Source organism: Scytonema sp. UIC 10036 (genome assembly GCF_009725235.1).
The window spans coordinates 15,409-31,687 of the sequence record NZ_WJFC01000015.1; the positions used below are offsets into that span (position 1 = coordinate 15,409).

Below are 16,279 nucleotides of genomic sequence, written 5' to 3' on the forward strand. Positions count from 1 at the left end.
CATTTATAAAGTAGTGTCAGGCAAAGATGCCAATTTAGGGGGTAGGGGGTAGGGAGTAGAGGGTAGAGGGTAGGGGGTAGGAAATAAATTTGTGAAACGTTGTCAAAATAATTCAATTCTCCTTATCCCTAATCCCTCTTCCCTAGCCCCTAACCCCTACCCCCTACCCCCCTATTCCCTCAATTGCCAATTCAATCAAATCTCTCAATTTTCCTTAATATTTGGATCGCCAGCTAAGTAACCGATACCGCGATGTAAGTGAAGGCGAAACTGCGTGGCAAGAGTTTCTTTATCTGTCCCAAAGCCATCGTTGTAACAGCGTTGCTTGAGCGCAAGTAACAGAATATCGGACATCTCGCCACCAAATACTGACCATGTCATTTCAACGTTGCTATCAGCTGGTATGGGTACGGGTGATGGAGGTGTTGGTTCTGCAAGAGAACGACAAAAACCCCAACGACACAACACGTTCCAGTTTTCAATTTTGGTATTGCGTTTGAGTTTGATAAGTTGTTCTTTTGCTGTTTGTGAGAGTTTTATCCGGTCAATGGGAGGTTCCATGGGTAGACAGTGGCGTAGGTATGAAGAAAAACACGATGTTTGAGCTACATTATGGAGATTATTTCATGTGCAGCGCAAACACTTCAGGATAAAGTACTTCACTGATAGTGTCCAGATCCCCGACTTCTTAAAGGATACTGTTGGCGAATCAAGAATCTGACCCCCCACCTCGTCTACCTCGTTCCTAGGCGGAGCCTCGCAGCGGTCTCACTTTTCACAAATAATCTAGGATTGCTATGGAATGAAGAAAAATGTAGATAAGGTATTCTGAATGCAAAAAGCAAAATGTTATAAATTACCAAAAATACCCTTCTTTAACCGTTGTTTGACGGGTTAATGGATTGTATTGCAAGAGATATTTACGAGCGATCGCATCATTTTCTTGCAAGGCTTTAAATTCTTTTTCTGCAATTTCTGTATCGGTAGAAAGTAGAATTACCTGATGAGAAGCTGAGGGAAAGTAACGCTCAACTAAGTTAGTGCGGTGAGAAGAATCTAGCCTTCCTAAAGGAGTATCAATTGCTACAGGCAATTGATGCCCGGAAACACGAGCCAATCCCCAAAGGAATGCGATCGCTAAAAGTTGCTTCTCTCCTGCAGATAAACGATGTTTTGGAACCATCTTACCTTGTAAATCGTACAAAGAGAGACCAAAAGTATCAGTATCAATGACTATACGATGTACCAAATCAGACTTGTGCAGTAGGTAGCGAAAACACTCAGTCACTTTCTCTTCCAACGTATTAAGTTTTTTCAGAGTTAAGCGTTCGCGGAAGAGACTGAGTGTCTGTTGGACTTTGGTAGATACAGCAATTATATGTTCATAATTTTTTGTATCTAGATTTTGTTTAGTATATTCTTGTAAAGCCTTTTTTGTTTCTTTGACTTCACTCTCTAATTTCTCTAAACGATGTTTAATTCTTTCGTGAAATATTTTTCTTTCAGCTAATTTACTTTGTGCTGCTTCCAATATATCTACTAACTTTTGATAATCTTCTGGTAATGCTGCTGTCTGTAATTTTCTTTCAAAAATTTCAATTTCTTTTTCTTGACTCTTCAGATTTTTCACTTGTTGATTAGTATGACTTTTTAACCTTTTTAAAGAGCCTTGTAATTGATAGAGCTGATTTAAGCTTTCAACATCAGCAAATAACCAAACATTAGCGCTTTCTTCTTGTTGTAAGCTCTGACTTTCTTGCTCGAAGATTATTTGAATTTTATCCTTATAATCTTCTGAAATTCCTAACTGACTAATACACTCAATTAAGCGTTTATCTCGCTCAAGAATAATATTTTTTGCTATTTGAACCTGTTGTATGCGAAATTCTTTTTCTCCTTGCATCTGTACCTGAGTGAGTAAAGATTCTATTAATGCTAGTGGTAGAGCACCACCAGCTGATTGACATAGCTCCTGACGTACTTTGTTTGTCTCAGAGATTTTTTCCTTTTGTTGTATTTCTAGCTGGTTCCGTTCGCTAGCAATTTTACCACCTTCAGTAAGGAATTTATTAAATGCTTCTTTCTGTTCGTTTTCTGCTGCTTGTAATTGTTTTTCTACTTTTGTTAACTGATTTTTTGTTGATTCCTTTTCTTCCTCTTGCTTTTTTAGCTTTTTTTCTATTTCCTCTAAATCTATCAAATCTTTAGCATTTGCCATTTCTTTACGTTTACGATTGACCAATATTTCTATATCAAATGCTAAACGTTCTACCAACTCTAGACCTAAAAGAGAGCGAATTGCCTCACCTATAAAAGATGGAGGTGTGTCTTGCTCTGCTAGATCTTTTACCTGTTCACCATCAAAAAGAAATAAATTAGAAATTCCTAATGGGAGTAGATTTTCAATGTACTCGTCCCAGATATTAACTAATGAAGAAAGAGGCCAAGTTTCATCCTTTGTGTTCAAAATACCTAAGTTGTCTTTAGCATCTTTAGGATTTTTTGTCCAATATCGTACTATTCGATATTGTACTGGCTCACCATTTTCGATATGTTCAAAAACTAATTCAATCCGAGTATCTTGATTTGGTGGAGTGTGGCTGTTTACACATTGGGTAAGAAAGTCACCGTAACTCAAATTTCCGCGAGTAGAACATTGAGCACGATGCCCATAAAGTGCAAGGCGAATAGCATCCATGAGAGTAGTTTTACCTTCACCATTCATTCCACCTATAAGGATAATTGAGCGAGAATTTTCTTCATCAATTTTTGGATCGAGATTGATGACTTGACGCCCAGAGTAAGGACCAAAATTTTGCAGTACAAGTTCAATAAATTTCATGATTTTTTCTCGTTTTCCCCATGAGTCTGGGAATGCGTTTAGGGAGGATCTGCCTCTTGTAATTAGTTTTTAAAAGATTTGAGGTAGAAGCCCACAAATAGGCATTCCCACGTTCTGTGTGGGAATGAGCTAAAGGTAGCAAGGGTAATGGTAGTTCATCAGGTTATACCTGGATGATTCCATAAAAGATGAGGAGCAGCTTTAGGGCATAGATTTCTTGTTTCGGAATTTTTTGTTTGCCCAAATTTGTTCTTTGGTACTCTCTGTAGAGGCAGATTCTGTAGCGGATGTGGCGGGTAGCTCATTTATCAGATCTATTTTTCCATCTGTCTCAACATCACCCAAAGTCAACTGCTTGATCTTTTCAACGTCACCTTTGTCAATCGCTGTTTTCAACTCAAGTTTTGTGTAAGCGTTATCAATTGCTTGCTCGCGAGTATGAGAACTCGTCTTAAAACAGTCTTCTAAGGCTTCGTATATTCCTACACGACGCGTTTTCATCAGAAACTGGCGTTCTGTATCCAGTAGTTTTGCCATTAGTTCTAAGTGCATATCATCACCGTCACAAACTTCCTTTAGTACTGCCCATTCATCGATACCAAGCAACTTATAGTCATTATCAGGACGCGGATCTGAGAAAGGTTCACCTGTAGCTTCCTTATAAATGCGCGGTAAACTATCATCAAACTCGTGTTTTTCTTCCAACCAAATACGTCGAATCTCACTCAATTCTGCTGCAGAAATTAAGGTGATATCACGCATATTTTCTGGAGATGTGCGGCGAACTTGTGTTTGTGCTTCTAAAACCTTTCTCAACCAATATTCCCGCCAATATTTAGTATAGGGACCGGGTATTGGCTCTACTGCTATTTTGCCATTTACATTGCGCTCAAATAGTTGAACATTTCCCCATATACGTCGGAAATCTCTTCTGTCTCGATCGTCTTTTAAGTCTAATTCATTTCGTATATCTAACAGAGGCTGCATCCATTCTTTTTCTTCATCATTTTGGATCATTGCCTCCATCGACTTATCCTGATTAACCATAGTACAAACCCAGCAGCCAAATCTAGAATCGCCACAACTTGGAGTCGATGTATCAACAACTAAGGGGCATTCATTGTCTGCTGTTGCACCTCGGTACATATTGAATAAGTCTTTATTGCTTTGTCCCCAAGGATTGTCCCACTGATTTAAGTAGATCCAGACATCATTATTACTCCAGTCTTCAATGGGAGTGTAAATCAGAGAATTAGGTAGACTCGCATTTGGACTGAGGCGATCGCGAACCCTGCCCATTTGATGCTTTTGCATTGTTGCAGCACGTTTGAAGCTTTCTGCCTTACGAGTACCTAGGACAAGAATTGTTTCACCACTTGCTCTAACCATCTCACGAATAAACTGGTTAGCGGGATTAATTTTCAAGCGTTGAGTACACCAACGAAACTGAATGCGTGGTGCTGGGTAACCTTTACCAATCAAGTTAACCCAAAATCTATCTTGAACTACTGGTTCAAGCAGATGCGGTTCAATTGGTATCTCCTGTTCTTTAGCCGCCAACTTGAGATTTTGGATTGATTTGCGAACCCAAGCGGAAACTACAGGGTTTTCTACCAGAGTATCAGTTGTAATCACATGGATTGTTTTAGTTCGTTTTTCTTGAGGAAGAGTGGCGATCGCATTCCAGATGAGTTGCAATACGGCGCTAGAATCTTTGCCCCAAGAGACTCCTATAATCCAGGGTATTCCATCTAAGCAGTATAGTTCTTGGATTTCAGTGGTAAGAGCTTGGATGTCATCCACTAACTCTGCCACAGTACGGGCTGGCTTATTTTTATTTTCAGACTGTGGTGCTGTAGCCATTTCTCTCTTTCCTCTGAAAAGACAGACAGTTAGTTGCTTTCTCTAGGGAGGCTCAGAAAGCAGTCCTTGTATTGTAAAGCGAATGGTTTTTAAAAACTTGTGTATTTAAACTGAATTTTTAAATTGTATAGTAGAGCGAATAGTTTTTAAAAATAGTTATGAAGAAAAGTGCATCCGATGGGGCTACTGGAAGCGCTGACGATTCTCTAGAAAGAGAAAGCCAGGATAAGAAAGCAATTTCTTTGCTGCTGGATAAATTTCTGAGTACTAAGGATTGGATTCTCGTCCAAAAAACGGAGATGGGCGGTATTGAGTCATATATAGGTTCTGTCTCCTTAGAATGGTTTGCCCAGAGGGTTTGCTTTGCCTCTGCTCTACCCCTTTTACAGCAAAAGTACAACCACCAAACAGATAACGTGGAAATTGACGCTGAGAGTATTGACGAAATTCAACAGCGTCCCCTTGATTGGTCCCGTCAACTCCCCTTAACGCAATATTTAGCTACTCGGAAAAATCATAAATTTCCTCCTGTTCTTGTAGCGATCGCTCGCCCTTGGGTAGATGATTGTGCTTCCTTGGAATGGGGCGACAACGGACGCGCTAGAAAACCCACCACTGAGTTCATGCCATTAGATACCGATGGTAAAGTTGGTTTGCTCAACGTTTCTGAAGAGGATGTAACTATTTATGCACTAGATGGTCAACACCGACTGATGGGAGCGCAAGGAGTAATGGAGTTGCTTAAAACTGGTAAACTCCAAAAGTACAAGAAAGATAAATCCCCTGACGATACCTTGATGACTGTGGCTGATTTGCTTGAGCATTATCAGGTTCAGCCTGCTTATCTAGAAAGCTTGCCTAAGGAGAAAATTGGGATTGAGTTTATTTGTGCAGTGGCTGCCGGAGAAACTCGCGATCGAGCAAGGCGACGGGTGAGATCTATCTTCGTTCATGTTAACTTAATGGCTGCGCCTTTGACTAAAGGTCAGTTAGTGCAGCTCAATGAGGATGATGGTTTTGCGATCGTTGCCAGAAAAATCGCCACCACTCATCCACTTTTTGAACAGCGTCTCGATCGCAAACCACGGGTTAATTGGGATAGTGCAACAGTTGCAGCGAAATCGACAGTGTTGACAACACTTCAAGCTCTTAAAGAAATGTCTGAACGGTACTTAGGACAAAAGTACCCTCACTGGAAACCTATAGACAAAGGTTTAATTCCTCTACGACCAACTGATGAAGAACTCGAAGAAGGAATTAGAACTTTTTATAAACTTTTCGATTATTTGGCAGTCTTGCCAAGTTACAGAATTCTGGATGATGAAGATACACCTTTATTGAGACGTTTCAGCTTTGAAAAGGATGGAGGTGAAGGAAATTTGCTTTTCCGTCCTGTTGGTCAAGTTGCCATAGTTCAAGCTCTTGGTATTTTAGTCTTTAAAAAAGAGTTTTCCTTGGAAGATATATTTAAAAAGCTTCGTCAGTTTGACCGAGAGGGGGGCTTTAGTGGTATGGAGCACCCTCAATCTATTTGGTATGGAGTTTTATACGATCCAAATAAAAAGCGGGTACAGGTTGCAGGCAAGGATCTAGCGACCAGAATATTGATATATATTCTAGGCGGTACTCAGGATAATCTTGACCGTGCCGAACTGCGTAAAGATTTAGCTAAAGTTAGAACCATTGAAAATAAAACAATAGGTTTTGATGGCAACTTCGTTGAACCCAAGCAAGTAGGACTTCCGCCTGTTCTGTAATACTGCTTAGAATTACATCACTATGTATAGCCGTTTATATACTTTTGTGCTACGGTAGGACGAAGTGTATAAAAGGAGTTTGATTTGTGGTATGGCCTGTCAGTGATGATGCTGTACAACAGCTAGGTGAGAATATTTGGTTGTACGATTTAGCACAGATACGCGGAACCAATGCTATTTTAAATCGCATTCCCAGTTTGACTGGCGTCTATGCTTGGTATCGTCGCTTCCAGCTAGAACAATCTGTTGCAGAGAATCCTGAACTTTTCATGATATAGCCTTTCTCAGTCTCATGAGGTACACCCCCCTTTCATCCCCCCTTTGTAAGGGGGGACAGAGGGGGGTAATTTTTGTACCTCACCAGGTTGAAATTTACTGTAAAATTAAGGTTGCAAAAGCTGTAGAAGATAGAATATTTTCCTTACTGTGCTTGTGGTACTTCGGTTCTCGTAAAGTCGAAATTGATGGATATAACAGGCTAGAAACCCTGTCAAAGAGAAAACTGCTTCGTTTCTTTAGCGCAGATACAAATAAAGCTCAATGGCCAGGTTGTAATGATGCTTATAGAACATTATATAGAGGTTTTGATACAAACGCTTTTTATGGGAAAGACCATGAAAAAATGAATTCTCAGCAAAAAGAAAATATGGTTCGGGATAGGTTTTCTTCCGTACTAGCAGCAGGCTTGCCTGAAGCATACAATCAATCTTCAGAAAAACAAATATCTGAAGATGAGAACGAACATGATGAAGAATAATTTCATAAAAAACATTTTACTTTACCTTTGTTAAATAAAGTAAAGTAGTCGATTTATACGAGGAATTTAGTTAAATTAAATTCCTTGTCTTCCCCTTCTTGCTCAAATCGTTCAGAACTCAGAAGCAGCAAAATGCGCTCCAAATAATCTACCGTACCCCGAACTTCAGCTTGTAAAATCTCCAAACCCCCGTTAGCATATTCCTCAAAAATACGAAGACGTTCATTTTCAAACTTTGCCTCTTGAGAAGAGAGAATATTAATATCTTGAGTTGCAGTTACTCCCAATAACTTAATGACTAAATCATATCCTCTAGATACAAAAATTTCTTGTCCTATAGGAGCAGGTTCCCGTTTAGATATCTCCCCCAACGCCACACGCCGTTTATGCTTCGCACCCAAAGCCGCAGCAAAAGCGATCGCATCAGCGTAAGTTTGGAAAGGACCCGTTGTACTATCAGACGAAGTTAAAGCTTTTACTAACTCAGCCTTATCCTTAGCAACTCTAACTTTCCCAGTTTCCGCCATATTACTTATATATAAATTGTGATAATCTTAACCTACATCTAAGCACAATGTCGAATCATCCTCTCATCCTCTCGTTCCCAGGCGGAGCCTGGGAACGAGGTGAGTTTCTGGATTAACTTAACTTCACTTGACCAATCTTCTTCAGAATTTGCAAAACACTATAAAGCTCTCTAGCGGAGGTAAACAAAGTAAAAACCCGCGATAAATCGTACTGAGGAGTACCCTCTTGACTCAACTTAACAAATAAAATATCGTCCCCATTCGTCACCATGCCACACACGGGCTTACTAGGGTACGGGTTAGCCATAAGATAAGCCAGCGCTTGTGGTAAAGCTGACACAACCGACAGCGCAGTTTTTTTAGACTCTACCACCATAACCCAAAACTGATTTTGCAGCACCAAAACATCAATCCGTCCGCGCAGCACCTCTTCGCCATCATTGAGTACCAAATCTACAGATGGTTCAGCCTTAATCATAAAAGGAGGATCGTAAAACCCCGCCACTGCCAACAAGGGTGACACCACCAACAGTAACACCGTCCCCTCTAACAAATCCCCCGCAGTACGATGATACAAATATCTACGCCGCAGTTCATCCAAAGAAGCTTTTTCTGCTTCCGTGATTTCAGGCAATCCCTCATAAATCTAAAATCCAAAATCCAAAATCGTATGGCTTTCCAACTGCAAAAACTCACGCACTCGTGACAAGTAATTAGGCGCATCTTCCAACATGGGAAAATGCGCCGTATCTCGAATAACTGTAAATTCAATATTCTCATTCAATGCTGCTGCTTGACGCCCCATCTCAGCAGGAATAATTTTGTCATACTCCCCAGCAATTAAGAGTGTAGGCACTGTTATGCCCGCAAACGCCTGTGGCATTGACTCGGCTGCTGCTTTACTGACTGCTGTAAATATAGTCCCTAAAGCAGCATCATAATCAGCTAGGAGAAAATCTTCCAAAAAAGCTTTGCGTTCTGCAGGCGAGATAGGACGACGCAAAAACCGCGCCATAAACATTCGGTCAATAAACGGTATATTCGCCAACCACTTAGGGCGGAATTTCACAACATAGCCACCAAATTTATGAAAGGCTGCAAAGGCTTTTTCGTCGTACTCAAAAACTCCAGCGCAAGTCAAAATTGCTCTTTCCACTCTTTGCGGGTAAAGATTCAGAAACAAAGTCACAATTGACGTTCCCGTAGAATGAGCAGTGATATACACTCGTTGAAGTTGCAAGGCATCTAACAAAGCTGCCAAATCTTCAGCATATTCCTCAAGCTCATAAGTTAACTCCTGAATAGCTTGAGATTCAGCTTCGGGCGATCGCGATTCAAAAGATTCCGCAACAAATTCACTTGCTTGAGCTATAGTTGGCTTCCCATAAGAACGTCCAAAGCCACGCATATCATAGAGCAAGCAATCAAATTGTTCTGACAAAATCCGTGCCGTACTCTCCCAGTAACGACCAGAACCAGCCCAACCGTGGACAAAAACCATCACGGGTTTCTCTCGCACCTCTGATGGCTTTTTTATCCACTCGTAATAATGCTCAACGCCACGAACATGAACGTATGACATTTTTGAATGATGAATGATGAATTATGAATTATGAAAGGGATTTCAAGTTTTGAATTATAGGTTAATGAATTTTGAAATGATAAAAATTTATGAATCTTGAAACTAAACTTTACTATTTAGTACTCACTATTCCTAATTTATCATTCATAATTCATCACTCACAATCTACCATTCATAATTCATAATTCATAATTCATAATTCTTTAAGCCGACTCTGGTTTTGGTAGTGAAGATGGATGTACCAACAATTCAGCTGTCGATCGCTTCTCGACCATTTCTCTGGTTACCGTGCAACGAGTCACGTCTTTACGGGAGGGTAACTCGTACATCACATCCAACATCAGTTCTTCAACAATACCTCGCAGTGCCCTTGCTCCCGTTTTCCGACGGTATGCTTCCTGTGCAATTGCTCGCAGAGCGTCTTGTTTGAAATCTAGCTGAACGTTGTCCATCTTCAGCAGTTTTTGGTATTGCTTCACCAAAGCGCTGCGGGGTTGTGTCAGAATCGCCATGAGTGCTTCCTCATCTAGCGGTTCTACCACTGCTACCATTGGAATCCGCCCGATGAATTCTGGAATCATGCCAAATTTCACTAGGTCGTCTGGTTCTAGGTGACGCAGAGTGTCAGCCGTGCGCCTGTCTTTCGTCTGACCTTCGCCCGGTTGTACAAAACCTATTGACTTTTTACCAATTCTCTGATCTACAACTTTCTCCAAACCGACGAAAGCACCGCCACAGATGAATAAGATATTGCTGGTATCGATTTGGATGCAGTCTTGATAGGGGTGCTTGCGCCCTCCTTGGGGTGGAACATTAGCAATCGTCCCCTCTAACATTTTCAGCAAGGCTTGCTGTACACCTTCGCCAGAAACATCGCGAGTGATTGATGGGTTTTCGCTTTTACGAGCAATCTTATCGATTTCATCAATATAAATAATTCCTCGTTGTGCTTCCTCAACATCTAAATCTGCCACTTGTAACAGTCGCAGCAAGATATTTTCCACATCTTCTCCCACATACCCTGCTTCTGTTAAGGTCGTAGCATCAGCCACAGCAAAGGGGACATCAAGAATCTTGGCTAGAGTTTGTGCCAATAGAGTCTTTCCACACCCAGTAGGACCAATGAGCAGAATATTAGACTTTTGTAGTTCTACAGAATCATCCAATACTTTGCCACTGCCTTTCGCCTGAACTATGGACAGCCGCTTATAGTGATTGTATACGGCGACTGAGAGCACTTTTTTGGCTTCCTCTTGACCAATCACGTGTTCGTCGAGGTACTTCTTAATCTCTCGCGGCTTCGGTATTTGATTGAACGACACATTAGAAGAGCGACGAGCACGTTTTTGAGGTGGTTCTGACCTGGGTGCTGGTTGAGACGACGCTGCCCCATTCGTGTCTAGTAACTCTTCATCCAGGATTTCATTACACAGGTCAACGCATTCATCGCAAATGTAGACTCCCGGTCCTGCGATTAGCTTGCGAACCTGCTCCTGAGACTTACCACAAAATGAACACTTTAAATGGGAGTCGTACTTAGACATACCAGCCTCTTATTTCAGAACGGTGACGTTTTCCCCTGCAACGGGAAGATTTTGTCGTAGAATGACTTGATCGATCAAGCCATAGTTTTTTGCCTCTTCTGCCGACATAAAAAAGTCGCGTTCAGTATCGGCTTCTACTCTTTCCAATGGTTGACCAGTATGCTGAGCCAGTAACTGATTCAACTTAGATTTATGATAAAGAATTTCTCTGGCTTGTATTTCGATGTCCACTGCTTGCCCCTGAGCACCGCCCAATGGTTGGTGAATCATAATTCGGGAGTCAGGAAGAGACATCCGCTTGCCACGAGTTCCTGCGGTTAACAAAAATGCCCCCATGCTAGCAGCCAATCCAAAACAGATTGTTACCACATCAGGACGAATTTGCTGGATTGTATCATAAATTGCCATGCCTGCCGTAACGGAACCACCAGGAGAATTGATGTACAGTTGAATGTCTTTTTCAGAATCTTCAGCGTCTAAAAACAACAACTGGGCAACAATCGAGTTAGAAACGACATCATCAATGGGCGTTCCTAGAAAAATGATTCGATCGCGCAGCAGACGAGAGTATATATCAAAAGCTCGCTCTCCTACTCCGGATTGTTCTACCACCATTGGGACAATGTTGCTAGGACTACTTAGGGAGGAGTAAAGCTTGAAGTCACTCGAACTATGAAATTGGTAGTTTCCCGACTGAGATACAAGCATATAAGAACTTTTGATGACAAGTGTAATAGTGATTTTTGCAGCCAGGGCTGCTACGAATCAAGAATTGATTTCGCGATATAACTATGTGTTAACCATTATGCCTCATATAAATTGCTCCGTGTGAAACAGTATCAAATCTCAGTAACCATTTACCAAAATCTTGATAAATGGTCACTGGTCACTGGTCACTGGTCACTGGTCACTGATTCCGCTTGCACATCCACCGTTTGTTCTGATGCTGTTGGTGTGAATTCTGCTTGAGTGACTGGAATGGTTTCGGCAAGTTCCACTTCAGAATCAGATTCTGTTGCTGTTGCCGCACTCAAAGACCCTTCTGGCACTAGTTCAACAGTTGCCCGTTCTAAGAGCCAATCCATAATTTTTTCAGACAAGAGTTCATTTTCCACGACTTCCCGAGCTCTCTCAGGATCGACCTCGCGATCGCCATACTGCTCTATTAACTCTTCGACTCTAGCGTTTACCTCTTCTGGAGACACTTCGATAGATTCGCGCTTGCCGATTTCCTGTAAAGATAGCGATCGCTTGATACGTTCTACAGCTTCATCACGAGAACGTTCCCGTAACTGAGGAATCACGTCTTGGGTAAACAACTTCTTGATATCAATGCCTTGTTGAGAAAGACGGACTGCTGTTTGTGTCAACATTGTATCCACTTCCTGTTGAATCATGGTTTCTGGCAAATCCACTTTTACGTGCTTCACCAGTTCAGCCAACAGGGCTTCCTGCTTGTTGGATTTGGTTTTCTGCTCTGCTTCCTTTTGGAAACGTTCTTCTAAAGAACTGCGTAATTCTTCAAAAGTTTCAAAATCACTGACTTCTTGAGCAAAATCATCGTTCAATTCTGGCAGTTCTTTTTCCTTCAGTTCCTTGAGCGTAACCGTGAAAATAGCGGGCTTTCCTGCCAACTCCTGATTTGTGTATGGATCTGGAAACTGAGCCGTAATTTCTTTGGTTTCTCCAGGATTCATGCCTACCATACCCGTCACGAAACCAGGAATAAATTTATCTTCCTGCAACTCCACCTGATAATCAGTTACGTCGGCACCCGGTATTGGTTCCGGTTCTGTAGATGCGTCTTCTCCTTCGCCTTTAGCGATAACGCCCTTGAAGTCCACAACAGCAACATCACCGAGTTGGGCTGCTCTTCCTTCTACTGGAATTAGCGTTGCCCTTTGTTGCCGTTCGCTATCCAAGACTTGCTCAACCCGTTGTGGGTCGTACTTGACTTCTTCTGCTTTCAGTTGTAGTCCCGTGTAATCACCGAGTTCTGCCTCTGGCTGAACATCTACAGCCGCAGAGAATGTCAAAGATTTACCAGGTTCGTAGTGACCTATTAACTCCTCAAAAGAAGAGCGCAACTTTGGCTGACCGATCGCTTTGACGGATGATTGTTTAACTGCTTTTTCGATCCCATCTTGAATCAGTTCTTCCAGCGCTGCTGCCTTAATGCGAGTTGCGCCCATGCGCTGTATTAATATTTGCCGAGGCACTTTGCCTTTACGAAACCCAGGAATATTTGCAGTACTCACTAAGTTTTTAATGACCTTTTCGTAAGTTTCCTTGGTCTTTTCCGGTGCAATTTCTATTTCCAGACCAACTTGACTGGCGGGAAGTTTTTCCTGGGTTACTTTCATCTTCGTCTCTACGTATGTCGATATTTTGGTTTTTTTACTAAGTAAGTCTTAGGGAACCGCAAAAAATAGATTATCTCATTTTTGTGGAATGGGCATTCCTGCCGATCTTGTGCTCAGAGATTTCAAATCAATTTTCCCGGAATGTGGGGTAGGCGTCCTCGCCCGCCCTGGATCGGTAGCAGGTCTTGCCTGCACCACAAGAAATGTGAAACATTTTTTCTTTAGAAGTTCCTTCGTTGCTGACACTCAATCTCAAATTAGTTTATCTATATAATCCTCCAAATAGTTTTTCCAAAGAGGTGACACGTGATATGCTGGTTCTCAATCAGCAGTTTGCACGACCTGCGTTATAACGTAGGCTACAACTGTCTAATGGGGCTAAGCGCAGTTCTTGTGAGCTTCGACGCCTTGGGGGATAGACCAGTTGATTGACTTGCTGCTTGAAGTCCATCTGAATCATAGTACATCAATCATTCTGATAACGCACCTTGATAGGGAGAATACCTGTCATCATACTAAAGTGCAGATATATGCATTTTGGCAACAATGAGGAACAGGCAGTATAATGGTGTTTGATTTGGTTGAAAATTTAATGATTATTAATTGTTGTAAAATGCAGCAATCACAAGCATAACTAAGAAAATAAATGTATTAAATTAAGAAATACGATCGACTGCTAAAAATAAACAAAATAACTATTCAAAGCTTGACAAAGCAATTGGTATATGCCAATGCGCTCTAGATTCTGAACTTTTACAAGAACTTGCACATAAAACTATTTAGACATTTAGAGGAGGAAGTCAGTTTGTCCAAATCCTATCGCATTGCTATTTTGGGAGCGACTGGTGCCGTTGGCCAAGAAATACTGGAGTTACTGTCCAAGCGGAATTTCCCTGTTTCCGATCTCAAGCTTTTGGCATCGGAGCGGAGTGCAGGCAAGAGGATGTCATTTAAAGGGGAAAGTTTATTAGTAGAGCCAGTCAGTGAAAAAGTCTTTGAGAACATAGATTTAGTACTAGCAAGTGCAGGAGGTTCTACGTCAAAAGCTTTGGCACCAAAAGCTGTGGCATCTGGTGCTGTAGTCATAGATAATTCCAGTGCCTTTCGCATGAATCCGGAAGTACCCCTAGTTGTTCCAGAGGTCAATCCAGAGAGTGCGGCAACCCATAAAGGTATAATAGCTAATCCTAATTGCACCACAATTTTGATGGCAGTGGTTGTTTGGCCATTGCATAAAGTGATACCCGTGCGCCGTATAGTAGCTGCAACTTATCAATCGGCAAGTGGTGCAGGTGCTAGAGCAATGGAGGAAGTAAAAACCCAAACAAAGGAAATCCTAGCAGGCAAGCAACCTGTTGCTGAAGTGTTCCCCTATCCCTTAGCCTTTAATTTATTTCCCCACAACTCCCCATTAAATGAATCTGGGTACTGTGAGGAAGAAATGAAAATGGTGAATGAGACCCGTAAAATCTTTGGCGAGCAAAGTATAAGAATTACGGCAACTTGCGTGCGGGTTCCCGTACTCCGCGCTCATTCAGAAGCGATTAACCTAGAATTCGGAGAACAATTTAGCCCAGATAAAGCAAGGGAAATTCTGCAGCAAGCACCTGGAGTAAAATTGGTGGAAAATTGGCAGGCAAACTATTTTCCAATGCCAATTGAAGCAACAGGTCAAGATGAAGTTTTAGTAGGAAGAATTCGCCAGGATATCTCACACCCGTGCGGTTTAGACCTATGGCTCTGCGGAGACCAAATCCGTAAGGGCGCAGCATTGAACGCAGTACAAATTGCTGAATTGTTGGTTGAAAAAAGTTGGTTGCAGCCACAAGAGTTAGTAGTTAGTGGATAGTGAATAGTGGATAGTAGTTAGTGGATAGTGGGTAGTAGTTAGTAGCGTATTAACAACTAACAACTAACAACTAACGACTAACAACCAACAACTAACAACCAACAATTAACAAAAAAAGTAGGAGAAAACTGAGGGTGGTAGATTTTGGTAGAGTTCTAACCGCTATGATTACACCGTTTCGTGAAGACGGTAGTGTCAATTACGATGTAGCAGCAGAATTAGCGGTGCATCTAGCTAGTCACGGAACCGATACAATAGTCTTGTGTGGCACAACCGGAGAATCCCCAACCCTAACTTGGGACGAGGAATACCAGTTATTCTCTGTGGTGTTGCAAGCAGTGCAAGGAAAAGCTCATGTCATAGCAGGCTGTGGCTCGAATTCTACGAAAGAAGCAATTGCTGCTAACCAAAAGGCAGCTACAATAGGAGTACATGGTACTCTGCAAGTGGTTCCTTATTATAATAAACCGCCGCAAGCAGGACTGTATCAGCATTTTCAGGCGATCGCCCAAGCAACGCCGGAATTGCCAATGTTGCTGTACAATATTCCCGGACGCACAGGTCAAAATCTTTTACCAGAGACAGTGGCGCGTTTAGCGGAAATTGATAATATTGTAGGAATAAAAGAATCAAGTGGAAATTTAGACCAGGCGAGTGAACTTCGTCGGTTGACACCAAAAGATTTCCCGATTTATTCTGGCGACGATCATTTAACGCTACCTTTGTTAGCAGTGGGGGCAAAGGGAGTAGTCAGCGTAGCTTCTCATGTTGTAGGAAACCAACTACAGCAAATGATTCAAGCTTTTGAATCGGGTCAGGTTCAGTCAGCTAGGGAAATACATCTCCAACTGTTTCCTCTGTTTAAAGCTTTATTTGCAACTACCAATCCAATTCCAATTAAGAAAGCATTGAATCTTCTGGGTTGGAAAGTGGGTTCAACTCGTCTACCACTAACTGAGGCAGATTCAGAAGTCAGTCGAAAGTTAGAAATGGTTCTTCAGGAACTTAATCTCCTGAAAGCAGCAACTAGTTAAACACGTGTAAGTTGTTTGCTGTTGAAGCTATTTATAAGAAAATGTGCGTAATTTTACCATATTGCAGATGCGAAATCTGTGTTAAGACTGAAGTGAATATAATTATGAATTCAAAGCCTTTTAAGCCCATTTAAATCAACTAATTCAGTAAGTCGTCACAA

Annotated in this window: 13 protein-coding genes and 1 pseudogene; 5 read left to right on the forward strand and 9 right to left on the reverse strand. The window is 41.6% G+C overall.

Features of this window, described 5'->3' with window-relative positions; genetic code table 11:
- Positions 1–163: 163 nt before the first annotated feature.
- The 3 genes and pseudogenes from dndE to dndC form a co-directional block, all read right to left on the reverse strand.
- Positions 164–561, reverse strand: a pseudogene (gene dndE, locus F7734_RS09375) (DNA sulfur modification protein DndE).
- A gap of 295 nt (positions 562–856) precedes the next feature.
- Positions 857–2,842 carry a DNA sulfur modification protein DndD gene (dndD, locus tag F7734_RS09380; RefSeq protein WP_155744416.1) on the reverse strand — a complete coding sequence of 662 codons (1,986 nt, stop codon included), beginning with the start codon at positions 2,840–2,842 and terminating at the stop codon, positions 857–859.
- A gap of 201 nt (positions 2,843–3,043) precedes the next feature.
- Positions 3,044–4,705 carry a DNA phosphorothioation system sulfurtransferase DndC gene (gene dndC / locus F7734_RS09385; RefSeq protein ID WP_155744417.1) on the reverse strand — a complete coding sequence of 554 codons (1,662 nt, stop codon included), beginning with the start codon at positions 4,703–4,705 and terminating at the stop codon, positions 3,044–3,046.
- A gap of 158 nt (positions 4,706–4,863) precedes the next feature.
- Here dndC and F7734_RS09390 point away from each other — a divergent pair, with 158 nt between their 5' ends.
- The 3 genes from F7734_RS09390 to F7734_RS09400 all read left to right on the forward strand — a co-directional run bounded on the left by F7734_RS09390 (position 4,864) and on the right by F7734_RS09400 (position 7,219).
- The gene (locus F7734_RS09390) at positions 4,864–6,462 is read left to right on the forward strand and encodes a DGQHR domain-containing protein (RefSeq protein ID WP_155744418.1); all 1,599 of its coding nucleotides are present in this window, start codon (positions 4,864–4,866) and stop codon (positions 6,460–6,462) included.
- An 86-nt stretch (positions 6,463–6,548) separates the two neighbouring features.
- Positions 6,549–6,740, forward strand: a complete 192-nt coding sequence (locus F7734_RS09395) for a hypothetical protein (protein WP_155744419.1) — start codon at positions 6,549–6,551, stop codon at positions 6,738–6,740.
- A 152-nt stretch (positions 6,741–6,892) separates the two neighbouring features.
- Positions 6,893–7,219, forward strand: a complete 327-nt coding sequence (locus tag F7734_RS09400) for a hypothetical protein (RefSeq protein WP_155744420.1) — start codon at positions 6,893–6,895, stop codon at positions 7,217–7,219.
- A gap of 53 nt (positions 7,220–7,272) precedes the next feature.
- Here the strand turns inward: F7734_RS09400 and F7734_RS09405 are convergent, their stop codons facing one another.
- The 6 genes from F7734_RS09405 to tig form a co-directional block, all read right to left on the reverse strand.
- On the reverse strand, positions 7,273–7,746 hold the full coding sequence (locus F7734_RS09405) for a DNA phosphorothioation-associated protein 4 (protein WP_155744421.1): 474 nt from the start codon (positions 7,744–7,746) through the stop codon (positions 7,273–7,275).
- 112 nt (positions 7,747–7,858) lie between these two features.
- The gene (locus F7734_RS09410; RefSeq protein ID WP_243146773.1) at positions 7,859–8,380 is read right to left on the reverse strand and encodes a type I restriction endonuclease subunit R; all 522 of its coding nucleotides are present in this window, start codon (positions 8,378–8,380) and stop codon (positions 7,859–7,861) included.
- Positions 8,381–8,392: 12 nt separating this feature from the next.
- Complete coding sequence (locus F7734_RS09415) at positions 8,393–9,328, reverse strand: alpha/beta hydrolase (RefSeq protein WP_155744422.1); 936 nt, start codon at positions 9,326–9,328, stop codon at positions 8,393–8,395.
- A 203-nt stretch (positions 9,329–9,531) separates the two neighbouring features.
- On the reverse strand, positions 9,532–10,872 hold the full coding sequence (clpX, locus tag F7734_RS09420; protein ID WP_155744423.1) for an ATP-dependent protease ATP-binding subunit ClpX: 1,341 nt from the start codon (positions 10,870–10,872) through the stop codon (positions 9,532–9,534).
- Between the two features lie 9 nt (positions 10,873–10,881).
- Entirely contained in the window at positions 10,882–11,580 is a 699-nt protein-coding gene (gene clpP, locus F7734_RS09425) for an ATP-dependent Clp endopeptidase proteolytic subunit ClpP (RefSeq protein WP_155744424.1), read from the reverse strand.
- Positions 11,581–11,765: 185 nt separating this feature from the next.
- On the reverse strand, positions 11,766–13,235 hold the full coding sequence (tig, locus tag F7734_RS09430) for a trigger factor (protein WP_155744425.1): 1,470 nt from the start codon (positions 13,233–13,235) through the stop codon (positions 11,766–11,768).
- A gap of 805 nt (positions 13,236–14,040) precedes the next feature.
- On the opposite strand from tig, the gene F7734_RS09435 reads away from it, so the two are divergent.
- A complete protein-coding gene (locus F7734_RS09435) occupies positions 14,041–15,084 on the forward strand; it encodes an aspartate-semialdehyde dehydrogenase (protein ID WP_155744426.1) in 1,044 nt (347 codons plus the stop codon).
- Positions 15,085–15,218: 134 nt separating this feature from the next.
- Entirely contained in the window at positions 15,219–16,118 is a 900-nt protein-coding gene (dapA, locus tag F7734_RS09440; protein WP_166481817.1) for a 4-hydroxy-tetrahydrodipicolinate synthase, read from the forward strand.
- Positions 16,119–16,279 lie beyond the last annotated feature (161 nt).